A 24,453-nucleotide genomic window follows, 5' to 3' on the forward strand; every position below is an offset into this window, starting at 1 on the left:
ATGGGGAGTACTGCATAGGCTCTGCCTTGCCTAAATACCAAACAGACTGCTGTAAATTCAACCCTAAAAGTTCAACAGACCCTAGCTTTCGATTGCTCAACCCAGCTTTTCCCACACTTGCGCTAAACGAGTTAGCTTTAAATCTTTAGGTTCAACAACGTGCTCTGGTGCATATGTATCAAGTAATAGATAAAGCGTTTCACTTACTATTGGTTTAGCTAAATAATCATCCATCCCCGCTTCTATAAATCGCTCTTTATCACCATGAATCGCATTAGCTGTGAGTGCTATTATAGGAGTTTCTATACCTAATTCCCTGATTGCTTTAGTTGCTGAAATTCCATCAAGTATTGGCATTTGTATGTCCATAAAAATAATATCAATTTTATCGTTTTTCGCCTTAGTTATTGCCTCTTGCCCATCGCTAGCAATGTGTACCCGGCAACCTTTTTGTTCTAAAAACTCCCTTATTACTATTTGATTATTAGTATTATCTTCAGCAACCAGTACATTGACCCCATTCAACTGAGTTAACCCCGAAGGGCTTTCTAAGGCATCTTTTTGTTCACGATTAGTAAATATAATATCTAAATGAAATAACTGCTCTTCCAATAAACTAATTGCTCGCGGTACATGGGAAACTTTAAAAGGGCCATTTAACCTAAGCTCTTTGTCGTTAATATTTTGCGGTAATAAGCTTTCACCTTGTAAATCTATGAGGAGTAAACACGGTGAATTAAGTGAGTTGTATGTGTTTATACGCTCACGTGTTTGGGTTAATATTTGTGGGTTAGTTAATACGATTGCATCTGGGAAGTTATTGTATTCGGGTATTTTGGGACATATTTCATAGTGTTCAAAAGCAATAGAGTACCGTGTGAGCGTGTGCTCCAGCGCTATTTTTAGGACTTGGTTACTACCTACAATCCATACTTTTGGTTTTTTACTTCGTGCTGCAAACCCTTCTCTTAATATTGAATCGGTTGTGTCTATTTGTAATGGATAATTGACGATAAACTCACTCCCTTTATTGAGCTCAGAACTAACTGAAATATCTCCTCCTACTACATCACAGATTTGCTTACATATCGCAAGCCCCAAGCCACTGCCGCCATGTTTTCGAGTAATTGAATTATCGGATTGAATAAAAGGCATAAACATACTTTCAATTTTATTTTTTGCAATCCCCATTCCGGTGTCTTTCACAGATAAATGAAGATTTAAATTATTACCTTTGATGTGAGTGCACCTAACAGTGACCGTTATTACGCCATGCTGAGTAAACTTAATCGCATTGGCTAATAAATTTATAACTATTTGCCTTACACGTGCATGATCACCAATTACTTGAGCGGGGACATCAGGATAAAAATCAAAAATAACCTCAAGCCTTTTTTGCAAAGCGCTTTGGGTAATGATATCGATCGCTTCTTCGATACACGTATCAATACTAAATGGCTGATTATCGAGTGTTATGGCTTGTGCTTCAAAACGCGAATACGTTAATACATCGTCCAATACACTCAGTAGTGCATCAGAGCTTGTTTTAATCATTTGTGTATAACGCATTTGCTCAGAAGTTAAACCGGTATGATGCAAAATATCTGCAGAGCCAATCACAGCATTTAATGGCGTGCGAATTTCATGACTAATATTTGCCATAAATCGGCTTTTTGACTCAGCTAATGTTTCTGCCTGATGTTTAGCTTCAAGTAATATTTGTTCGCTTTCTATACGTTCCTGTATATCAACAAGTGTTGCAGCAATAGATGATAAATCACTTTCATAGCCACCCACAATTGGAGTGAGAGTAATTTCAACCCAATTATTTATACCTTGTGCGTTAATTAAACGTATATCAAAGCGACGTATATCACGCTTACCTTGGTTATAATCAAGCAAAGTACTACTAATTTTTTCTACATCTTCTTTTGCTATAAACTTAATTATAGGCAAGCCAAGGCTCTCATTTACATTGCTTTGCAGGACCCGTTGCCATGCTTGATTTATAAATAGTAAATTGCCAAATGTATCAAGGCGTAAAACAATATCAGGAATATTATCTACGACAGAGTGGTAGTTATATTCTATCTCTGCCATTGCTTGTTCAGCTTTAACTCGTTGCGTAATATTCGTTTCTATAGCGATAAAATGCTTTACTTGGCCTTCATGATCTCGCACCGGGTTTGCATCAATAGCAACCCAATAAACGTTACCATTTTTATCGTAATTTATAGTTTCAACTTGAAAAGGAAGCCCATTTCTTACAGCGTGAGACATAACCTTACGGCTTTTTTCACATGTCTTTGGCCCTTGTAACAATTGGCCTGGGCTAGTGCCTACAACCTCATCACAGGTGAAACCTGTAAGTACTTCAAAACTTTTGTTAACCCACTCAATTACACCAAATTTATCTGTAATAATTACTAAGTTATTTGTATGGCTCGCTACGAGCGATAAACGTTTTACATATTTTTGTTGTTGGGTTAGCAAAAATTGAGAATCTTTATGGCGTTGTATGTCATAGAACGAGCCTATAAAACCGCTTTTCTCATCATAAACTAATCTCAGCTCAAACCAGTTCATGAGTCCAAGACTATTTTTTATTTGTATTTCTACACTGGGAGCCTGCTTGCCTTCAAGCAGACAACAACTGTATGCGACAAAATGCATAATATCTTCACAATTCATTAGTTTAGTAATGTTAGAGCCAATTAATGAATCGTTTGAATAACCTAGTTTCTTCTCCCAAGCTTCATTAATATAAGTGAAATTTAAATGCTTATCGCACTCAAAAATACACTCATCTAAAATAGCTAATAACTTTGCCTGACGTCGATTACTATTGGACAGTTTTTCAACCAGCGCATACTGGATTTGCACTTGTAGTTCATCATTTTTATCCATGCCCTCTCCAATGCTTTATAAAAGTATCACTCTCACAAACACTTGCATAAAGGGGGAAAACCTCTTCACAGTAAAATGTTTGTTCAAAAGGAGTGCGGCTCGATGTGCAGTCGCTTAAAATGGCAACATTAAAACCCAGCTCAACAGCGGTGCGTGCAGTTGAATCAATACAGATAGAAGTCACAGTACCCGCTAAGATTATATTGGTTACGCCATGTTTTTTTAATTTGCTGGCCAAAGCAGTATGTGTAAAAGCATTTAAACCTCTTTTTCCAGGTACAACTTCTATAATATTATTAAAGGGGTCTAGCTGCTCTATTGTTTGAGCGCCATAGGAGCCAGCTTTAAATGCACCTACATCGGCAATTACTTTTAATATACCAATCGGGTTTTTTAGCTCACTGTAATTTTGCGTAAAATGAATAGGTGTATTAACAACTAAAGCAAAATGCTTTGCACAAGAAGTTAATAAAGAGACTGTATTTTCTACAACACCAGTAATTCTTGATGATTCCTCAACCACGTCATATAAAATACCTTTTGGGGAAAAATAGTCATTTTGAAATCCAATTAAAACAAGTGCTGTTGTAGATAAATCATCCATAGCCCTCTCCTTATTAATCAATTTAAGATGCTATCTGCCAAGGTTTAATAAACTTCTCAAGTACTGCTTTTGTCACTGGTTTTTGTAAATAGTGAGTTATTCCTTTTTCAAATAACCCAGCTATTTCATCATCCCCTGTTAGCCCTGTTAAAATAACTTTAGGTGTGTTGTTGTTAGGAGTGTTTTCCCTAACTAATTGCTGCGCAACATCACTACCAAACATTCCTGGCATGCGCTCATCTAAAAGCAGTAAGTCAAATGATTCATTCTGGGCGAGGGTCAAAGCGCTAGCACCATTTTCTGCACATGTTACTAAACAGCCCAGCATTTCAAGCATTACCTTTGTAGCAATTTGGCTCGGTAAGCTGTCATCCGCAACCAATACCGACAAACGTGTTTGCGTGTGAAATGTTGTTAAAATAGTAATTAAATCAGTATCAAAAAATGGCCAACCCAATATTTTTTTAGATAATTTTTGAGCTTGACTTAACTCATTAATGTCGTTAATTGTGCACAACTTTATGTGTGTATTTAAACTGTCACTATTCAACCTATCTATTAACGCGTTACCACTAAGGTGGCGTAAATCTTCTAGCTGTACCGACTCTCTAAAGTTACTATTAAATAATTTAAAATTTAAACCAAAACGGTTATGAGTATTAGCCGACATTTTTAAGCAGCTTTTAAGTAGCGCCTCACAATCAGTTAAAACGTCTACATTCTGGGTAATATCAAGCGCTAAACTAACTGATTCTTTTGTCGCTAAAAGTCCGTGGAAGTCGAATATATTTACTTGTTCAGAATCATCAATTTGGTAATGAAAACTAATCCCTTGGATATTTGCTTCAAGCGTAAGTAAAAAGCTCTCTTTTGTAGAAGCCAGCGCCGGTATAAGAAACTCTTCGCATTGCGCAATCATATGCTCAATCGGAATTTGCAAACAGACGTAGTTACATTGCAGCTTATTGATTAAGGTAATAGAGAAATTTCGATTTTGGGTTTCACAATATTTACTTATTATCCCTTGGATAATTTCTAAAACGTGACTATTAATATTCATAAAGTACTCTTGTTAACCCAATGTATGGCTCTATATCATCAAGTTGTGTGCCACAAATTAATTTTTGTAAACACACTTGCATTCATAGACTTAAGTATTAGACAGGCGCGCTTTAGTTCCTGATTCGCATTTTGCAAATCATATTGCTATGCATAATATGATTTATGATTTTATTAGAATGGTGCAATCGATTTTTTTCGCTTTAAATAATTTTTCAATCATTTAAACTGATATTAATCAAATTGAGGAGAAAACTATGCTAACTGTAATTTTTGGCCGTGAAGGCTGCCCATTTTGTGTTCGTGCGAAAGATGTGGCTGAGCAACTATCAAATGAACGTGATGACTTTAAATTTCGTTACATCGATATAATTAAGGAAGGTATAAGTAAAGCCGATCTTGAAAAGTCAGCGGGTAAGCCTTGCCCAACAGTTCCACAAATTTTTGTAGATCAAACACACGTTGGTGGGTTTACCGAATTTGAAGCTTACGCAAAAGAAAACCTAGGCTTGTATAAGTAAGCTTTGTATTAAATTTGTTAACCAGTTTAATAAAGCTCAAATTAGACTGGTTAAATTTCGACCAACATCAAACACATACAAATTAGTTTCAATTTATACAAGCATTTGCCTCGCGAATCCTATATAATGCGCGCCTCTTTAAATTCGTTGAGGCGTATTAATGTCAGAACCAGTCACGTTTGAATCTCTAAATCTTTCTCCTGCAATTTTGAAGGCAGTTGAAGAGTTGGGTTACAAGACACCATCTGAAATCCAAGCTCAATGTATACCGTTATTGCTAGAAAGAAAGGACGTACTGGGACTAGCTCAAACGGGTACAGGTAAAACCGCAGCATTTGCACTGCCATTACTAAATAATATTGACCCGTCTGTGAAACAGCCACAGATCCTTGTACTCACACCAACACGTGAGCTTGCGATCCAAGTTGCTGAGGCATTCGAACAATATGCTAAACATGTTCGTGGTATTGAAGTATTGGCACTATATGGTGGCCAAAGCTACAGTATCCAATTAAGCGCACTTCGTCGTGGCGCTCAGGTTATTGTTGCAACTCCAGGTCGTTTAATCGATCACATTAACCGTGGCACTATCAAGTTTGATGCTTTACAAGCACTTGTACTTGATGAAGCCGATGAAATGTTACGTATGGGCTTTATCGATGATGTAGAAAGCATCATGGAAAAAACACCGCGCGAAAAGCAAACATGTCTTTTCTCTGCGACTATGCCTAAGCAAATTCAAAACATCAGTAGCAAATATATGAACAATCCTGAACAGGTTCATATTTCTGCGCGTAACTCTACAGTATCATCTGTTGAGCAAGTGTTTTGGAATGCAAGCGTACATAAAAATAAAGCGATTGTTCGCTTCTTAGAAGCTGAACAGTATGAAGGTGCTATTGTTTTCGTACGTACGCGTAACGATACAGTACAACTTGCTGAGTTATTAGAGCGCGAAGGTTTCTCTGCAGCTCCACTTAATGGTGACATGAACCAGCAAGCACGTGAACGCACTGTAGAACGCTTAAAAAGCGGCATGCTAAATGTTGTTATCGCAACAGACGTTGCTGCTCGTGGTCTAGATGTTGACCGCTTAAGCTTAGTTATCAACTACGATATCCCACAAGATTCTGAAGCCTACGTTCACCGTATTGGCCGTACAGGTCGTGCTGGTCGTACCGGTAAAGCAATTTTATTCGTAAAACATAACGAACGTTATTTACTTAAAAATATCATTCGTCATACGAAGTCTGAAATTGCACAAGTTGAATTACCAACTGCAAAAATCGTTGAAGAAAAACGTATCGAAGCGTTACAAGCAAAATTAACTATTGCGCTTGAAAACAAAGACATCACGTTCTTCAATGAAGTAGCTACTAACATGGCTGAAAAGCTTGAACTTCCTCTTGAAAGCTTAGCGGGTGCGTTACTGTGTTTAGCACAGCAACAGTCTCCAATTAAAGTTGAAGAAGTTAAGATTCAACCTCGTGAACGTAACGAGCGTAACGACCGTAACCCACGTAATGACCGCAACGATCGCGGTGACCGTGGACGTCGTAACGAGCGTGGCGGCGAACGTGGTGGTGAGCGCGCTGAGCGTAAACCTCGCGAACGTAACAGCCGTGATGCAGGTCCTATGGATACTTACCGTATCGAAGTAGGTCGTGAACATGGTGTTCAGGTTAAAAATATTGTTGGCGCTATCGCTAACGAAGCTGACATCTCAAGCAAGTTTATTGGTGATATTCGTTTACACGACAATCACAGTACGGTTCAATTACCGCAAAACATGCCTAAAGATGTACTTGATCATTTCCAAAAAGTGTTTATTTGTAAACGTCCTATGGGCTTAACAATTACACAAGATCAAGGTCCTGCTGAACCACGCGGCGAGCGCTCTGAGCGCCCAGCTGGTGACAAAAAACGCAGCTTTAACAAAGATGACAGCGCACGCGGTGATAAGCGTACCGGTCCTCGTAAAGAACGTCGCCCAGTGAGCTTCACAGCTAAATAAGCAACGACTCTTTAATAAAAAAACCTTGCCACGAAAGTGACAAGGTTTTTTTGTTTTTAAGCTGTTGCTACAATGAAAAAAGATAAACTTTCGCGTCAATTCAATAGCAGCTAGGGATAGTTTTTTTAGCCTGAGTTCGGGTTACTTAATGCCTATAAATACATTTCTCTGATTTTAAAATAACAAAAATTCTGTAAACTAGACAAAAGCTATAATTCACGGACGAATTAAAAATTGAAAAAGATTTACGACAGCTTGCTCTTTGTAGCAATAGTACTCCCGATTTTATTATGCATCACTATACCTATTTTAATGGACTTTACAGATCCACCATTCATCTCAAATGAACTATACGACGTTGTTTTCTTTATAACCCTCCCTATTATCTGTTGTGCACTATTTATCTATTTAAATATACTTATATTCAATAAATATAAACGCTGCAGTAAATATAGAGAATCACTCAAATACAATTTCTCAGATACTAAAATGAAATTAGCATCCATTTTCATGTACCCATTATCCCCTTTATTAATCTATGGAATACTCTATATTTTTATCTCTGATCTTATTAAATTATGGGCTTACTACACGCAGGGCGACTATTGGTATAAAGAATACATCCTGACCGATGTACAAGAGTGTGGCACTGAGTATGAAGATAGTTGTACTCGTTTATACTTCAAAGACCCTAAAACGAATAAGATTCATGATTTTAGGTGGTATGACGATAAGTCTACAATAATGAACAAAAAAAATGATTATGTGTATATTGTTGGAGAGGCCAGCTTATTTGGCTATATAGTGAGAGATTTAGAAAGGTAACTTAGACTTACTTTTACATTACAGGACTTTTATTTAAAAACCTCACTCAAGTGAGTGAGGTTCATAAAGGTTTAGGTTAAGGTAATGCTGGATAAATGTAGCTTGCATCTAAACCTAAAGGAATACCAAGTGCCCAATAACCTAATAAAAAGATACTCCAGCCAATCATAAAGGCGATTGAGTACGGTAGCATAATAGCAATTAAAGTACCTATACCTGTGCCTTTGACATACTTTTGACAGTACACCACTACTAATGGGAAGTATGGCATTAACGGTGTAATAATATTAGAACTTGAGTCACCTACACGATAAGCGGCTTGAGTTAAGTCTGGCGAAATGCCAAGTTGCATTAACATCGGTACAAAAATAGGGCCAAGTAACGCCCATTTTGCTGAACTTGAACCTACAAACAAGTTAACAAAGCCTGTTAAAAAGATAATGCCCACAACCGTTACTGCACTTGGCAATTCCATTGCCTTTAATAACTGCGCACCTTCGATTGCGAGTAATGCACCTAAATTTGATTTACTAAATGCAGCAATAAATAGCGAACAGAAAAACGCCATGACGATATAATATGCCATGCCACTCATCGCTTTACTCATAGCATCAATCATGTCTTTTGAAGTTTTAAAGGTACCTACCGTAAAACCATATACAGTGCCTGGAATCCAAAAAAGTAAAAATATTAGTGGGACAATTGATTGCATTAAAGGAGAGCTGAAATTAGTAAGGGATCCGTCACTACTGCGCATTGCAGAATCGTCTGGAGCAGATACAAATGCTAATAACGCAAGTCCTGCAATCATTACTGTACTGGCTATATAAAAAGCACGTTTTTCATCACTACGTGCATCTTCAAATACAGGTAAATCCTCTTTAGCGCCATCAACCGCGGTTTTTTGCAAACGTGGTTCAATAATTTTATCGGTAATGTACCAGCCTAATGCCACAATAAATAAGCTAGATGCTGAAGCAAATGCCCAGTTATTTAACGGGTTAATTGTCATTGCAGGATTAATTATTTGCGCCGCACTTTGGGTAAAACTTTGTAGCAATGGGTCGATACCCGATGGAATAAAGTTAGCCCCAAAACCACCACTGACTCCTGCAAATGCAGCTGCAATACCCGCAAGCGGATGGCGTCCTGCGGCGTAAAAAATCACACCAGCTAATGGAATGACTAATACATAACCTGCGTCAGTAGCGGTATGGCTCACAATGGCCACTAAAATGATTGAAGGCGTTAATAGCTTTTTAGGAGTGACTTTAAGCATTAACTTAAGGCCGGTATTAATAAAGCCCGAATGCTCTGCAACGCCCACACCTAACATAGCCACTAAAACGACACCTAAGGGAGCGAAGCCAGTAAAGGTTTTTACCATAGAGGATAAAAAGGTAGCGAGCGAATCACTTGCCAGCATATTATTAATGATAATCGCTTCACCGGTACGTGGGTCTATTGCATCAAAACTCACGCCTGAAAACCACCACGACAAAAACCAAATTAATAACATTGCAAATAGAAATATTACGGCTGGATCAGGAAGCTTATTTCCTACTCGCTCAACAAAATTTAAAAAACGCGCTACAACCCCTGAAGGTAAAGCGTCTTGATTATTATTCATTCTTATTGTTCCTAAAATTTATTTTAGTAACAATATCGCATAAAAACAAAACAGTAAATTAACATAAAAATCTACTTTTAAAGTTTCGGGCACAAAAAAACACGATAGTGATAAACAAATCGTGTTTTTATATTGTGCTAAAAAAGGTGTTAAACGAGTGCTTTAACTTCTTCCCATAGGCGAGCAACTAATGTTTTATCTTCTTCATTAAGCTCACCGTTGCGATATGCTTTAACTAAGCTTTGCTCTACAGTTTCGTTTAGCTCATCTATACTGATTGTCAGCTTTTCTACTTCGGCATAACCAACTGCAAGATCAAAATGACCTCGTAAATAGCCGCCTGCAAATAACTCATCGTCAGTTGCTTTTATTACTAAATCATCGAAGTACTGCTGGGCTGCATCGATATAGTTCACTAAACTCATTTATTAATCTCCTGGTTTTGCAAAGCACCTGTATTTTCAATGTTGTGGTGCCCTACTGCATACATAATATGGTCGTTAAATCCGGTGGTTACTTTAATATAACCGGTTAATTCATCATCTAATTCGCCATCGCCTGTATCACAAATAAGGGGACGACCATTAAGCGCTTGTAGTTTTGTTTTTGTTGCTACTACAATAATATTTTCTTTGCCAATTGCACGTATAAGCGCAGGGCTCAATTGCTGGTTACCACGGCCAAATATATGCCCTTGCCCGCCAATGAGCGTAATAACTAACTTAGTACTTTGCTCATGAGTAAGCTCAAGTAGTTGCTTAGCCGTTAAATCTTGAGCAACTAAGGTTTGATCTTTTATTAAGTCAACACCAAGTAACGTATTCTCAAGCCCCATTTCTTCCATTATGGCTTCAACAGTTGAGCCGCTACCCATTATATAAAATGTGTCTTCATCCATTTGCGATACAACATGCGCTGCAATGTCGGCAAGTACGAGTTCGTCGGTTTCTTTACCGCCATTTTTAACCGCTTGCATATAACGTACTTCGCTAGGTGTTTGCATTTCGCCGTAGCGTTTGGCCTTTACTGTGCCTTGTCTGAAAGCATCTTCATCTATATCCATTACATCTGCATCGGCTAAGGTAACTAACTCACCCTTAACCAGCATTTCGACTACGCGCCCTGCAGCCTTTGGCGTAATAGCGTAAACACCAGAATGAATTTTACAACCTGCGGGAATACCAAGTACGGGAATAGTATCTTCGATTGCATGGCAAATATTACGCGCTGTACCGTCACCTCCAGCAAATAAAACTAAATCAACACCAAAGTCTTTAAGTACTTTTGCTGCTTGTTCTGTGTCATCTGGGGTTGTTATTACAGCAGAGTTGTATACAACCTCTACCTTAAAGCCCAAAGCTTTTGCTGTTTGCTCACCCATGTTACCGTTAACGGTGTAAATGGTTAAACGTTCTTTATAAGGCAATAGCACTTCAAGCGCTGCTTTTGTGCGGCTATTTGCTTTGGGTTCTGCACCTAATTCGATTGCTTTAGCGGCTGTGTGCGCGCCATCACTACCTTTTAAAGCAACTGTGCCGCCTAAACCCGCTACTGGGTTTACAATTAAACCTAATTTAAACGCCATTACAAAGCTCCTTTGGATGTTGCCAATTAAATTGCTGCGCTGTTAATGGCCACGGTGTATTGTAAAAATCACAGAGTGCTCTTAAAAGTGACTCTGTACGGGAGTTAAAACCATTTTCGATTAGCGATAATACCCGTGCATGTACTCGCTGCTGAAAATCAAACCGACACGTTTGCTCACCGTTTAAATTATCCACCGACACATTAAAATTAAACCCTGCTGCAGTGCTTAATAACCACTCAATAGCTTGGGGCTTTACTTCTACGTTTTCAAACTCAGCTTGTTTTTGTTTGTCGCGCCCATCAGGACAATACCAATAGCCGTAATCTTCTAATAAACGACGTGCATCACCGGCCACCAGCCAGTGTGCAACCTCATGTAATGCACTCGCATAAAAACCATGCGCAAATACAACTTGGTGATATGGCACGTGCTCTGTTGCTGGTAAATACACAGGTTCAAAATCACCTTTTATCAGACGTGTATTATGACTTTGATAAAAAGTGCGTTCGAAAATTGAAATTAGATCAGCTATTTGATGCATAAAATTAGGCTAATTTTTCTCGGTTGCAGCGCTATTTTGCGCAGTAAAAACGAGACGAATTGTACGGGCTTTTACAACTAAAGTAAAAATAAGGCGTGATAGTAAAATATAAGCGGACTAATCTTTCACTTTATTGATATTTTTAATAATACCTAAACAGTAAAGCGTATTGGCAAGTTCTTTACGCTGTGTTTTTTCATTTGAGGTTTTATTGGCTAAGCTAGTTAATATATCGTATCGTTTACGAAGAGTTAGTATATATCTGGCATGCTTACGGCATTCAAAGCAATGAGTACAGTGTGAATCGACCCAAAAACCAAGTACCTCAAACCAATATTGCTGCTCTTGAGCAAAAAAAATAAATGCCTTAGAGCAAGTCCCGCACTTCTCTTCAATATCAACATAAAGTGCCCGAGGATAAATAGCATAGTTTTGCTTTTTTATATCAGCCAATATTACCGTATTAGGGAAGTATTTAAGGCTCGAGTAACGCCAGTGCGCATTCTCAATTGCTTCAATAGTCGAAGATGTATTGGAAACAATTGGTTTATCGCCATACCTAGGATGGTTAAGGTACATCAGCTCGCCTACTTTAAAATTATGGTTTTAATACTAAAAAGTAAATCACATAAAAGCAATAGTTATGCAGGCGTGCCTGCTTCATCACATTCTACAATATCGGTCTCGGTTAATGCCTGAGTAATCCAAGTTTGCAATACGGGGCAACGCATCACAAAATCACAATATTGCTGCGCCTCTGGCGATAACGTAATTTGATAGGTTTTTAAGCGCAGTACAACAGGCACATACATGGCGTCAGCAATACTAAAGTCACCAAAAAACCACTCATTTGGAAACACATTTTGTTGCTGTGCAAATATCTCGTCTATACGGGCTATGTCTTTTAGTGCTTCGCTCGATAGTTCTACTTTACGGGTTGCTCTTATATTCATTGGCATTTCACTGCGCAGTGACATAAAGCCCGAATGCATTTCAGCACTTAGCGCACGCGCTTTAGCTCTTTGGGTAATATATTTTGGCCATGCAGCGCCTGATAAGTAAGCATCGTTAATATATTCACAAATTGCTAGCGAATCCCATACCTGTAAATCGCCATCAATTAACGCTGGGACTTTTTGCAAAGCAAAGGTCTTTTTTAGTTCATTGTAAAAGTCAGGGGTGTCGAGTACTAGCTGGTTTTCACTAAACTCAACATCAAATTTACTCATTAAATACCATGCGCGTAATGACCAGCTAGAGTAGTTTTTATTACCGATAAATAATTGCATATTGTAGATACCAAAGTGAATAGACGCTCCTACCTTACTAGGTGATTAAACAACCAACAACATTTTGTTTAAAGTCTCTTTGCTAACTGTTACTTAAAGCTATAAATTACTCACTTAACTGCTTGTTTAAATGTTTTTTTAATAGTCGAGTATTACGCGTATTGGCTTTAAAAAATGCATCAAATATATCGCCAAAAAATGGCACTAATCCGCCCACAAAGTCAATGAGCATATTGATAATCATCTTAGTCTTTATACGTTTACTCACCCCTAAACGCTGCGCTTCTATAAGCACATAACTTGATAAAATTAGCCCTGCGGCATCACCTATAACGGGAATTAAACCAATTACAGCCTCCAAACCTATATTAAATTTAGTAAAAGGTATGCCAATGCTGCTATCAGTTAACTTACTGAATCGCTCTAAGCGGGCTATTGCAGCTTGGGCTTTTATTTGTGAGTGTTCATTAATATTATCGTTCATGATTACTACCCTCCTTCTTGCAGTATATAGGGCTTACTTGAACAACTCCTGAAAGGCTTCAAACTAAATTACAGACATAAAAAAACGCGGTAGTCCGCGTTTTTTTATAATTATAAATCTTTACACAGAGCCGTTAATTGGCCCGTGTTCGTGATTTACATGTGGATTTTGTCCGCGTTGACGCAGTAAATGGTCCATTAATGTAATAGCCATCATTGCCTCAGCAATCGGGATTGCACGAATGCCCACACACGGATCGTGACGACCTTTGGTGATCATCTCAACCGCTTCGTTGCTTGTATTAATACTTTTACCCGGAATAGTAATGCTCGACGTTGGTTTTAGCGCGATAGAAGCAATAATATCTTGCCCTGTCGAAATACCCGCAAGTACGCCACCCGCATGGTTTGATGTAAAACCTTCAGGGGTTAACTCGTCACGATGCTCAGAGCCTTTTTGCTCAACTACATCAAAGCCATCACCAATTTCCACGCCTTTAACAGCATTAATACTCATTAATGAGTGTGCAAGTTCGGCGTCAAGGCGGTCAAATACTGGCTCACCAAGACCTACAGGTACGTTGCTTGCCACTACTTTTACTTTAGCGCCAACTGAGTCACCTTGCTTTTTAAGGTCACGCATATATTCGTCAAGCGCTTCAAGCTTACTTGCATCAGGAAAGAAAAATAAGTTATTTTCAACTTCATCCCAATCAAACGTTTCCGCCTTAATAGGACCTAGCTGGCTTAAACATGCTTTAACTTCAATACCATGAAATTGCTTTAAGTATTTTTTAGCGATAGCGCCTGCCGCTACGCGTATCGCGGTTTCGCGTGCAGACGAACGACCGCCACCGCGATAGTCGCGCAAGCCGTACTTATGCCAATACGTGTAATCGCCATGACCTGGGCGAAATACATCTTTAATTTTGCCGTAATCTTGCGAGCGTTGATCGGTGTTTTCAATTAATAAACCAATGCTAGTACCTGTGGTTTTACCTTCAAAAACGCCTGCTAATATTTTTATTTGATCGCTTTCGCGGCGCTGCGTTGTATAACGGCTTTGGCCTGGTTTTCGGCGATCTAAATCAATTTGTAAGTCGGCCTCTGTGATTTCAAGACCTGCGGGAGTACCATCAACAACGCCGCCTAATGCAACGCCGTGGCTCTCACCAAAGGTGGACACTTTAAATAACTGTCCAATGCTATTACCTGCCATTAACTTTCCTCATTCCTAATGACTACCGATAGCCAAGCACAAGGCTTGGCTATTCTTTTTTTACTTATTTTGAAAAATACTCATCTAGCTGTTTTTTGCTAATTACAAATACACCTAAGCCGCCTTGTTCAAATTCGATCCATTCAAACGGTGCGCCCGGATACAGTGCATCCATATGTACCATAGAGTTGCCAACTTCTACAAATAACAAACCGTTATCAGTTAGATGCTCACTCGCTTCACTTAAGATAGTACGCGTTACGTCTAAACCATCGTGGCCTGATGCAAGTCCAAGCTCTGGCTCATGATGAAATTCGCGTGGCAAGTCAGCCATATCTTCTGCATCAACATACGGCGGGTTTGCTACTATTAGGTCGTATTTTTGACCTGGTACACCGCTAAATACATCAGACTGAATGGGTAACACACGGTCAGTTAACATGTAATCGTTAATGTTAATATCTGTCACTTCAAGTGCTTCATACGATATATCTACCGCATCAACTTGTGCTTCCTCAAAAGCTTGCGCAAGTGCAATTGCGATACAACCCGACCCCGTACATAAATCTAATATGCGGTTAACCGATTGTGGCTCTCCAAGCCAAGGTGTAAAGCGATTGCTGATAAGCTCAGCAAACGGTGAGCGAGGTATAAGTACACGTTCATCCACATAAAATGGCATACCCGCAAACCATGCAATGTTTGTTAAGTAAGGTACTGGTGTGCAGTCGTTAATACGTTCTGCAATAAGACCCGCAAGTCGGTTTTTTTCTGTGCTTGTTAAACGCGCGTGCATTAATTCTTTTGGCGCATCAACAGGCAAGCTAAGCGCAGGCAGTAATAAGCTTACAGCTTCATCCCATGCGTTATCTGTACCGTGTCCAAAAAATATACTACTACTTGCAAATTGGCTTGTAGTCCAACGTAACCAGTCATGTAAAGTTGACAGTTCTGCAACGGCTTCTTCGAGTGTTGCTTCTTCTATTTGTAAATCGCTCATATATTTTTACCTGTATTAGCTTACTGACTGTTTTGAGTCTTTAAGACGATTGCATTGCCTATCTGCGCTGGGCAAATTACAATTGCCCCTCATTTAAGTATTGTACCGCCTTTTGCGCTGCGTTTTTACGTTTTTTTGTTTAGGTAATAGTTATGAAAAAAGACACTCCATCACATTCGTCCCTAAGCAATGACGACATAAGCTTATTTCGTCAAACGATCACAGGCGCCAAGGTATTTAAACAAGATACTCATCGTTTTGATACAAAACCTAAGGTGTCACAAGCTAAGCAATTTGCCCAGCAAAAAAAGCAGGCTCAGTCTGAATTTTTTTTCTCAGACGTTTATATTCCCGATATAGATACACATGGCACCGTAAAATATGTAAAACCAGGCCAAGACAGCTTTTTAGCTAAACAGCTTCGCCGTGGTGACTTTGCACCCGATTTGACGCTAGATTTACATGGTTTAAATAAAGAACTTGCTAAAGATGAACTCGCTGGACTCATTCACGAATGTAAAAAGCAGCATTACTATTGTGCATGTGTGGTGCACGGTATTGGCGGCGGCGTACTAAAGCACAAAGTGCCTCAATACTTAGTACAGCACCCAGACGTAATAGCAATGCATCAAGCTCCTCTCGAATATGGTGGTAGAGGTGCAGTACTTATACTAATTAACTTACCGCAAAGTGATGAATTTAGACGCTAACTTTAGCTATTACTAGGATGTAACTACGTGCATATTTTTTCAATTATTTTTCCGCTCATTTTCATTGTTGGGCTAGGTTATAGCTGTTGCCGATTAAAATTTTTCGAAAAGCAGCATATTGCAGGCCTGAGTAAGTTTACTTTTTATATTAGTTTGCCTGCTTTTTTATTATTAAATATGTCGCAAATTAACTTACAACAAAGCATTAGCCTTTTTGCATTTTTGAGCTTTTACATACCTGTACTGAGTGTATTTGGGGTGGGTATTTTAATTGACCGCTTTTATTTAAGTAAAAAGCATTTAAAAAATTACCAACAACACGGTGTATTTGGACTTGCTTCTAGCTATTCAAATATGGTGTTAGTGGGTATTCCTATTGTTATTGCATCGCTTGGCAAAGAGATGATAGCAATTGCGTTTATGATTATTACTTTTCATAGCACATTGTTATTTGCACTTACTTTTTTAATAGGGGCTAAAGGCAGTAGCGATAAATTTTCGTGGTCGCACTTTGGGAAAAGTATGGTGTTAAACCCAATAGTACTGAGTATCGGGTGCGGGCTTATATTAAACATATTAGGAGTAACACTGTTCACAGACTTGGCAAATAGTTTAGAGCTATTAGCTAAACCAGCAATTGCCTGTGCGTTATTTGTACTTGGTGCAAATTTAGCTTTTTATAAAATAGCAGCAAATTGGCAACCGGCCTTAATAGCATCAATTTTAAAAATATTTTTATTGCCTGCGCTAGTTTTATTGGTAGGTACTTATATATTCAAACTAGACACGCAAATACTTAACGTATTGGTACTTTTAAGTGCGTCCCCTGTAGGCGTAAATGCTTATCTTATTGCGAGTCAAATAAAGCAGCATGAAGCTACTCTTGCTGGGGCTGTGGTATTGTCTACCATCTTAAGTGTTATTAGCTTTACGTTTTGGCTAGCTTTATTAATTTAGCCTACAAACCGCCGGCTACATCAACAAAACTACCCGTTGTAAAAGAAGCGTGCTCTGAAGCTAAAAAATAAATTGCTGCAGCCACTTCTTCGGGTGTACCGCCTCTACCAAGGGGTAATTTACTTTTAAGCCGATCGACTCGGTCTTTTTCGCCACCATCGCTATGCATATCCGTGTAGATGAGCCCAGGTCTAACCGAGTTAACACGAATACCTGTACTTGCTACTTCTTTTGCTAAGCCAATAGTAAATGTGTCCATTGCACCTTTAGATGCGGCATAATCAATGTACTCATTAGGAGAGCCCGTTTTAGCAGCCGCAGAGGACACATTAACAATACTGCCGCCATTTTCCATTCGCTTTAGTGCCTCACGGCTACATAAAAAAGCACTGGTAATGTTTGTACTCAGAATATAGTTTATACGCTCTGCGTCCATTTCTAGTAAAGTCATTTGACCTTTTAATATACCTGCATTGTTTACCAATACATCGAGTCTTCCAAAGATTTCATCTATAAATAAGAATAAAGCTAACACATCAGGCTCATACGATACGTCAGCTTTAAATATCTCAGTTTTTACGCCAAACATCCTTATTTTTTCTGCCACTAATCGTGCGCTTGATTCATCAGTTTTATAGTTTATACAAACACTATACCCTTGCTTTGCAAAATATAATGCTGTTGCAGCGCCAATACCTCGACTAGAGCCGGTGATAAGTACAACGGGGGAGCGAGTCATTAAAGCTAATATTCTTTTAAAGCTGCAACGACTGAAATTTCAACAAGCAGAGCATCACGTGCCATTTTAGCTTCCACACAAGCACGTGCAGGTGCATACCCCTCGGTTACCCATGTATCCCATACCGCATTCATATCAGCAAAGTATTCCATGCTTTTTACGTAAATAGTTGCGCTAAGCATATGTTCTTTTGAACTCCCTGCTTCATCAAGCAGCGCCTCTACTTTAACAAGCATAGTTTGAGTTTGCTCTTTAATACCTTTTTGCGCGTCGGCGCATACCTGCCCACATAAATACACAGTGCCATTATGTTTTACTATGCGGCTCATGCGCGCACCTGTTTGTAAGCGTTCTATCGTCATAATACTTTTCTCAATTATTTAAAGGTTTTCTGGGGCATTTATACTTATATAACTACTACGCTGGGTTTGCTCATCATAACTAATAACAGCAACAGCACCTGTATTAAAAATTGGCATATTACCAGGGCTTAATTGATCCACTAAATAACTTACAATAGGCATGTGTGCCACTATAAGCCATGTATTGCATTGGGGATGAGTAGCAATAAGCGTTTCAAGATAGTCAGCAGCAATTTGAGGTTTGCCTTCGGGGATAATATCGGACGTGGTTTCGCTAAATTTAAATACGTTATTTTTAGCTACACCTGCAGCTGTTTGCTGTGCACGAATGTAAGGACTAACTAACAGTGCATCAGGGCAATGTGCTTTACTGAGCCAAAGGCCCATTTTTTCAGCTTCATCGTGCCCTGCTTGGGTTAAATTTCTACCTGCATCATCAGCCTGCATGGGTGTTGCTTCGCCGTGGCGCATTATTAGGATTGTTTTCATAAAAAATCAACCGATTAAAGAATATAAAACAGTAGCCAGTTTGCCCATTTGTCAGCTATATTAACAACATAAATCTATTTATTTCTAAATAATTCTTTCATGAGATTCAGGTAAATCTTTAAGCTGTATTTCGCTTTCCTGAAGCCATCATCTGTTGTTAACAAGTAAACGTTTAGTTTCAGGAGCATCATTTGAATATCAGCCGCAATGATAACAGAGCATACCGCGCCTTTACACTGGACAATGGTCTAAAAGTACTATTAGTGCAAGATAAAGATTCTACAAAAGCGGCAGCATCAATGGCAGTTAACGCTGGGCATTTTGACGATCCTCTTGATAGGCAAGGCCTAGCACACTTTTTAGAGCACATGCTTTTTTTAGGCACAGACCAATACCCAGATTCAGGCAGTTTTAATAATTTTGTTTCGCAAGCTGGCGGCAACACTAATGCGTGGACTGGCACTGAGCATACCTGTTACTTTTTTGATATTAATAACCAAGAATTTGAACAGGCGCTTACCCAATTTAGCCGTTTTTTTATTGCGCCACTTTTAAATTCAGCCGAAACAGAAAAAGAACGCAACGCAATTGAAGCCGAGTTTAAACTAAAAATAAAAGACGATGGTCGCCGTATTTATCAAGCCCACAAAGAAACGGTAAATCCAGCTCATCCATTTGCTAAATTTTCTGTAGGAAACCTACAAACCTTAGCTGACAGAGAGCGCTGTATTAGTGATGAGCTTCGCGACTTTTTTAATAGTCAGTACCAAGCTCAGTGGATGACTTTAGTTATTTGCGCAAACGAAACATTAAACACACTACAAAGCTGGGCACAAACTTACTTTGGCGCAATTAAGGGTAATAAAAACCTCAAAAAGCCAGAGATCAGTGAGCCACTCTATCGCAAACAAGACATAGGAAAAATACTTCATATTGAGCCGCATAAGCATATGCAAAAACTTATCATAAGTTTTGCTATGCCTAATATTGACGACTTTTATCGCCACAAAACAGTGAGTTTTATTGCCCATTTACTTGGCTATGAAGGCGCGGGTTCTCTTTATTCTATTTTAAAAGAGCAAGGCTGGATAAACGCGCTTTCTGCTGGCGGTGGTATTAATGGCAGCAACTTTAAAGACTTTAATATTAGTTTAGCGCTTACCGATGAAGGTATTGAATACTTCGAAGACATTATTGAAATGGTGTTTGAATACATTTGCTTAATTAACGATAACACCGAAAAATTGCCGCGCTTATACCAAGATAAAAAAAATCTATTACAAATAGCATTCGATAACCAAGAAAAGTCACGCTTGATTGATTGGGTCAGTAATTTAAGCATTAATATGCAGCATTACGACAAAGCAAATTACGTGCAAGGCGACTATTTAATGGAAGGCTTTAAAAAAGCGACCCACGAAATGGCCATGCAGTGGTTAACGCCACATAATATGCGCATCGTACTTATACATCCAGATGTAGAGCCTGAACATAAAACCGCATGGTACAACACACCATATAAAGTAGAACATATTTCACCTAATTGGCTTGATGCACTTAGCGAGATAAATAAACCGCTGAGCGAAATGCTGCTGCCTACCGCTAATCCTTATTTGACAAAAGAAGTGGTGTTATTTGATGTCATAAAACCACAAACAAAACCCGAGTTATTAGTAAAAGAACCCGGTTTTGACTTTTGGTTTAAACAAGACAACACATTTCGTGTTGCTAAAGGTCATTTTTATTTGGCCATGGATTCTGATTTTGCCGTAAAAGATGTAAAGCATATGGCACTCACCCGCTTATTTACAGATTTATTTATGGATAGCGTAGGCGAGCAATTTTATCCAGCAGAACTTGCAGGACTTAGCTACCACTTAACTTCGCATCAAGGTGGGTTAACTTTACATACTGCGGGGCTTTCATCTAGCCAGTTAGAGCTAGTTGATCAATTAATAGATGCTTTATTTAATGTAGAAATTTGTGCAAAACGCTTTGCTGAATATAAAAAACAACTTGTAAGGCATTGGCGCAATAGTAACCAAAACAAACCTGTGAGTGAGTTGTTTAGCATTTTAGGCGCAAAAATAATGCCTTGGAACCCACAACCAGGGGAGCTTGCATCAGCATTAAAAAACACCTGTTTTCAGCAATTTAATGAGTTTAGAACAGACTTTTTTAAAGCACTACATGTTGAATCATTTTTACATGGTAACTGGCAGCAAAGTGATGCAATAGCCTTTCAAAAAAAGGTCGCAGATCACTTAAAAAACGCAGCCATAATTGAAGATTTAAGACGCCCTCTTTTTGAAATTAAAAAAGTAACTCGCTACGAGTTAGAACTTCCTTGTAGCGACCATGCAATGGTTATTTACTATCAAGCGCAAACGGATTGCGTGGCCGAAAAAGTAAAAATGATGGCGTTAAATCATTTAATTAATCAAGATTACTTTAATGAATTACGAACTACACAGCAGCTAGGCTACTTAGTAGGCGCAGGTTATGCACCATTTAATACGCGTGCTGGGATCGCATTTTATGTGCAGTCACCTAAGTTTGATGCAAAAACTTTATTGCATCGTCATAACAGCTTTATTAAAAACTACCTTGATAACATTGATGCACTTGATGAAAACGATTGGCAACAGCAAAAACACGGCCTTAGTACTCATATTGCAGAAAAAGATAAAAACCTGCGCCTGCGCTCACAAAGGTTATGGCTTGCTATAGGCAATAGAGATCATGAATTTCATATGCAGCAGCGACTTTTAGATGCCTTAAATGCGCTAACCCTAAAAGAACTTAAAGTTTATGCACTAAGCCTATTTGATGATAATAGACCAAGATATGAGCTTTTAAGCTCGGCAAAAGTCAATAAATCTCAAAATATGCCCGTTTACTCTCAATCTCTTTGACACTAGGTTTAGCTTGTTTTAAATTATCATTTGTAAATTAGAAGTAATAAAAAAATGATAAAAATAATAATAAAACTAAGCATGCTTGTAGTACTTGCTTACTCATTTGAGCTTTTTGCCTTTGAGTCATCATTTAATTACAACTCCGACAATATACTTATACTAGCAAGCGCCATTATAGCGCTTGCTTTGCCCTACCTGTTATTTGTGATCCACAAACTTAGACGATCACGTCGCCAGCTCCGCCTTTCTGAAAAACGCCTTAAAAGTACTGTAGAAGGTAGTGGCGATACGCTTTGGGACTGGAACATAAAAACAGGCGAAGTTATTCGTATTAACGATAAGTACTTAATGGATTCAACTACCTTAATGGGGTTTCCGCCAAATAAAGGCCTTATTCACCCTCACGATATTAATAACGTTGAGCACTTATTAAAGGTACACTTTGCGCAGCAGTCTGCTTTTTTTGAAGCTACTTACCGGATCAAAGATACATTTGGACGTTGGCACTGGGTACTCGATCGCGGAAAAATAATTGAAAAAGACGCTAACTTATCACCTCTAAGAATGACAGGTACAGTACGTGATATATCACAGCTAAAATCAACTGAAGAGCGCTTAAACCTGTTTGCTAAATGTGTTGAGTCGCTCACCGACGCCTTAGCAATTTACGATAAAAACTTTAAACTGGTTGATATAAACCCTAGCTTTTTAACCTTGTTTGGTGGCGTACGCGAGCAATACTTAGGAAAAGATTTTAATCTATCTGGGTACGAGCCAAGCTATACAAACAAAATTATTGAAATAGTAAAAGAGCGCGAACATATTCAACAAGAAGTAAAACTTCGTAATAGTGAACGCATTTTATTGCCTATAGAAATATCGATAGATGAAATTAAAAACGATCAAAATCAAATAACCAACTATGTAGTGGTTTATTCCGATTTAACAGAGCGTAAAAAAGCCGAGTCACAGTTACATAATTTATCGAATCGAGATCGCACAACCAGTCTCCCTAACCGAAATTTATTTTTTACCGATTTACATAAACTAGTAAAACTCAACTCGCACCACGCATTGCTTGTGTTCGACTTAGATAACTTTAAAAAAATAAATGATTCGTTAGGACATCAGCTAGGTGACAGCTTATTAGCTAAACTAGCAATGCGCTTAAATAAACTAACCCGCGAGAATGATGTATTTTATCGTTTAGGCGGCGATGAGTTTGCTCTGGTAATGTCTGACACTAACGACATTCATGTAATTACACGCATGGCAAAACAGTTTTTAGCAGCCATTGCTACACCATTTAAAATGGCAGGCCACGAACTGGCAATCACCTCAAGTGTAGGTATTGTATTATTCCCTGAAGACGGTAATACGCCTGAACTGCTTTTAAAAAATGCAGATACCGCCATGTATCATGCTAAAAAGAAAGGTAACAGCTACTTATTTTTTAACGACACGATGAACCGTCAAGCCGTTAAACGACTGCAAATTGAAAACCTCATGCGCTTTGGTTTAAAAGAAGACCATTTTGAAGTGTACTACCAACCAAAAATGAATATTCGCACAGGCAAGCTAACCGGAATGGAAGCGTTAGTGCGCTTTATTACACCCAAAAAAGGCATTATTAGTCCTGGTGTGTTTATACCGATTGCAGAAGAAACAGGACAAATAATAGAAATAGGTGAAGTCGTATTAAATAAAGCCTGTAGAGACGTTAAAGAATGGCTCGATAGCGGTTTATTTAACGGCAGAGTTGCCGTTAATTTATCTGCAAAACAATTTAGCTTACCGGACTTAACATCGCGTATTGATGTTATTTTACAAAAAAACGAATTACCTTCATACTTTTTAGAGCTTGAAATAACCGAAGGTACGGTAATGGATGATCCTAAAGAAGCAATTTCCATTATGCGTTCGTTAAGTGCACGCGGTATTCATTTAGCAATGGACGACTTTGGCACAGGCTATTCATCGTTAGCGTATTTAAAACAATTTCCACTTAACACGCTCAAAGTTGATAAAGCATTTATAGATGATATGAAAAATGAGCGTGGCCGAAATATGGTCGACTCAATAGTAACTATTGCGCATAACCTTGATTTACATGTTGTTGCTGAAGGTGTTGAACAAGCCGATCAAATAGAAATACTTAAAACCCTAAACTGCGAAACAGTCCAAGGGTTTTATTACTCTAAACCTTTATCAAAAGCTGAATTTACTACGTTTTTAAAACAACAACAAAGTAAAGCAGCGCCAAGCTTAATTAGAAAAAATAAAGATGTGGCGTCGATAAATTAAGGGCGCCATATACACGCATTTATTCCTACATTTCTAACTAAAGCACGACGATAATGTAGATTAAACAAGCACCAGGCTACTGGTCCAAATAAACCGCCTAAAATCAGCCATCGTTTAATTGGCATGCCTTTTTTAATGGTTTCTAAATACATTAAAGCTATAAATGCACTGCTTAGTAAAACTATAAACAAAGCTACCCCTTAAAGTTGCTCAAAAATACGGCGCTTATTCTAACGCTAACGTGATTAAATTTAAAGCAACAAATCCCCGCGCACAAAAAAGCCGAACCTGTAA

General features: G+C 38.5%; 22 protein-coding genes. 6 read left to right on the forward strand and 16 right to left on the reverse strand.

Going from position 1 to position 24,453, the window contains the following annotated elements; all coding sequences use genetic code 11:
* Window positions 1-96: 96 nt before the first annotated feature.
* The 3 genes from WNY98_RS05420 to WNY98_RS05430 are packed head-to-tail and all read right to left on the reverse strand — an operon-like array spanning window position 97 to window position 4,571.
* Window positions 97-2,907, reverse strand: coding sequence for a PAS domain S-box protein (locus WNY98_RS05420; protein ID WP_342877326.1), 2,811 nt, complete (start codon window positions 2,905-2,907; stop codon window positions 97-99).
* Window positions 2,900-3,511 (reverse strand): isochorismatase family cysteine hydrolase, encoded by a 612-nt coding sequence (locus tag WNY98_RS05425; RefSeq protein WP_170072122.1) that lies wholly within the window; start codon window positions 3,509-3,511, stop codon window positions 2,900-2,902. Before WNY98_RS05425 ends, WNY98_RS05420 begins: the two co-directional genes overlap by 8 nt.
* Before the next feature lie 22 nt (window positions 3,512-3,533).
* Complete coding sequence (locus tag WNY98_RS05430) at window positions 3,534-4,571, reverse strand: response regulator (protein WP_342877327.1); 1,038 nt, start codon at window positions 4,569-4,571, stop codon at window positions 3,534-3,536.
* Window positions 4,572-4,827: 256 nt separating this feature from the next.
* On the opposite strand from WNY98_RS05430, the gene WNY98_RS05435 reads away from it, so the two are divergent.
* On the forward strand, window positions 4,828-5,091 hold the full coding sequence (locus WNY98_RS05435) for a GrxA family glutaredoxin (RefSeq protein ID WP_002958470.1): 264 nt from the start codon (window positions 4,828-4,830) through the stop codon (window positions 5,089-5,091).
* A 160-nt stretch (window positions 5,092-5,251) separates the two neighbouring features.
* Window positions 5,252-7,105, forward strand: a complete 1,854-nt coding sequence (locus WNY98_RS05440) for a DEAD/DEAH box helicase (RefSeq protein ID WP_076924790.1) — start codon at window positions 5,252-5,254, stop codon at window positions 7,103-7,105.
* A 901-nt stretch (window positions 7,106-8,006) separates the two neighbouring features.
* Here WNY98_RS05440 and WNY98_RS05445 read toward each other — a convergent pair.
* From WNY98_RS05445 to prmB, 9 genes are all read right to left on the reverse strand, one after another.
* Window positions 8,007-9,560 (reverse strand): AbgT family transporter, encoded by a 1,554-nt coding sequence (locus WNY98_RS05445; protein WP_024598189.1) that lies wholly within the window; start codon window positions 9,558-9,560, stop codon window positions 8,007-8,009.
* Window positions 9,561-9,709: 149 nt separating this feature from the next.
* Window positions 9,710-9,985: a YfcL family protein gene (locus WNY98_RS05450; RefSeq protein ID WP_342877328.1), complete on the reverse strand. Its 276-nt coding sequence runs from the start codon at window positions 9,983-9,985 to the stop codon at window positions 9,710-9,712.
* Window positions 9,982-11,145 carry an ATP-NAD kinase family protein gene (locus tag WNY98_RS05455; RefSeq protein WP_342877329.1) on the reverse strand — a complete coding sequence of 388 codons (1,164 nt, stop codon included), beginning with the start codon at window positions 11,143-11,145 and terminating at the stop codon, window positions 9,982-9,984. Before WNY98_RS05455 ends, WNY98_RS05450 begins: the two co-directional genes overlap by 4 nt.
* Window positions 11,135-11,689 carry an elongation factor P hydroxylase gene (locus WNY98_RS05460; RefSeq protein WP_170072114.1) on the reverse strand — a complete coding sequence of 185 codons (555 nt, stop codon included), beginning with the start codon at window positions 11,687-11,689 and terminating at the stop codon, window positions 11,135-11,137. Before WNY98_RS05460 ends, WNY98_RS05455 begins: the two co-directional genes overlap by 11 nt.
* 117 nt (window positions 11,690-11,806) lie before the next feature.
* The gene (locus WNY98_RS05465; protein WP_342877330.1) at window positions 11,807-12,268 is read right to left on the reverse strand and encodes a zinc-ribbon domain containing protein; all 462 of its coding nucleotides are present in this window, start codon (window positions 12,266-12,268) and stop codon (window positions 11,807-11,809) included.
* 62 nt (window positions 12,269-12,330) lie between these two features.
* Complete coding sequence (locus tag WNY98_RS05470; protein ID WP_342877331.1) at window positions 12,331-12,978, reverse strand: glutathione S-transferase family protein; 648 nt, start codon at window positions 12,976-12,978, stop codon at window positions 12,331-12,333.
* Between the two features lie 106 nt (window positions 12,979-13,084).
* Window positions 13,085-13,462, reverse strand: a complete 378-nt coding sequence (locus tag WNY98_RS05475) for a DUF4112 domain-containing protein (RefSeq protein WP_076925502.1) — start codon at window positions 13,460-13,462, stop codon at window positions 13,085-13,087.
* A 120-nt stretch (window positions 13,463-13,582) separates the two neighbouring features.
* On the reverse strand, window positions 13,583-14,680 hold the full coding sequence (aroC, locus tag WNY98_RS05480) for a chorismate synthase (protein WP_007377744.1): 1,098 nt from the start codon (window positions 14,678-14,680) through the stop codon (window positions 13,583-13,585).
* 64 nt (window positions 14,681-14,744) lie between these two features.
* Window positions 14,745-15,680 (reverse strand): 50S ribosomal protein L3 N(5)-glutamine methyltransferase, encoded by a 936-nt coding sequence (gene prmB, locus WNY98_RS05485; RefSeq protein WP_342877332.1) that lies wholly within the window; start codon window positions 15,678-15,680, stop codon window positions 14,745-14,747.
* A 152-nt stretch (window positions 15,681-15,832) separates the two neighbouring features.
* Here prmB and smrB point away from each other — a divergent pair, with 152 nt between their 5' ends.
* Window positions 15,833-16,390 carry an endonuclease SmrB gene (gene smrB / locus WNY98_RS05490; RefSeq protein WP_024598396.1) on the forward strand — a complete coding sequence of 186 codons (558 nt, stop codon included), beginning with the start codon at window positions 15,833-15,835 and terminating at the stop codon, window positions 16,388-16,390.
* 27 nt (window positions 16,391-16,417) lie between these two features.
* On the forward strand, window positions 16,418-17,347 hold the full coding sequence (locus WNY98_RS05495) for an AEC family transporter (RefSeq protein ID WP_342877333.1): 930 nt from the start codon (window positions 16,418-16,420) through the stop codon (window positions 17,345-17,347).
* 1 nt (window position 17,348) lies between these two features.
* Here WNY98_RS05495 and WNY98_RS05500 read toward each other — a convergent pair whose 3' ends face one another.
* Genes WNY98_RS05500 through sixA form a run of 3 tightly spaced genes read right to left on the reverse strand, consistent with a single transcriptional unit; the run spans window position 17,349 to window position 18,937 of the window.
* Window positions 17,349-18,086: an SDR family oxidoreductase gene (locus WNY98_RS05500; RefSeq protein WP_342877334.1), complete on the reverse strand. Its 738-nt coding sequence runs from the start codon at window positions 18,084-18,086 to the stop codon at window positions 17,349-17,351.
* 5 nt (window positions 18,087-18,091) lie between these two features.
* Window positions 18,092-18,448 (reverse strand): RidA family protein, encoded by a 357-nt coding sequence (locus tag WNY98_RS05505; protein WP_342877335.1) that lies wholly within the window; start codon window positions 18,446-18,448, stop codon window positions 18,092-18,094.
* Between the two features lie 18 nt (window positions 18,449-18,466).
* Window positions 18,467-18,937, reverse strand: coding sequence for a phosphohistidine phosphatase SixA (gene sixA, locus WNY98_RS05510; RefSeq protein WP_024593905.1), 471 nt, complete (start codon window positions 18,935-18,937; stop codon window positions 18,467-18,469).
* A gap of 191 nt (window positions 18,938-19,128) precedes the next feature.
* Between sixA and WNY98_RS05515 the strand changes: the two genes are divergently transcribed.
* Both WNY98_RS05515 and WNY98_RS05520 read left to right on the forward strand, forming a co-directional pair.
* Window positions 19,129-21,852: an insulinase family protein gene (locus WNY98_RS05515; RefSeq protein WP_342877336.1), complete on the forward strand. Its 2,724-nt coding sequence runs from the start codon at window positions 19,129-19,131 to the stop codon at window positions 21,850-21,852.
* Between the two features lie 54 nt (window positions 21,853-21,906).
* Window positions 21,907-24,159 carry an EAL domain-containing protein gene (locus WNY98_RS05520; protein WP_342877337.1) on the forward strand — a complete coding sequence of 751 codons (2,253 nt, stop codon included), beginning with the start codon at window positions 21,907-21,909 and terminating at the stop codon, window positions 24,157-24,159.
* Here WNY98_RS05520 and WNY98_RS05525 read toward each other — a convergent pair.
* Window positions 24,156-24,350: a hypothetical protein gene (locus tag WNY98_RS05525; protein ID WP_182695843.1), complete on the reverse strand. Its 195-nt coding sequence runs from the start codon at window positions 24,348-24,350 to the stop codon at window positions 24,156-24,158. The two genes, WNY98_RS05520 and WNY98_RS05525, sit on opposite strands and share 4 nt — an antisense overlap.
* Window positions 24,351-24,453 lie beyond the last annotated feature (103 nt).

Source organism: Pseudoalteromonas sp. AS71, assembly GCF_038900275.1.
GTDB lineage: Bacteria > Pseudomonadota > Gammaproteobacteria > Enterobacterales > Alteromonadaceae > Pseudoalteromonas.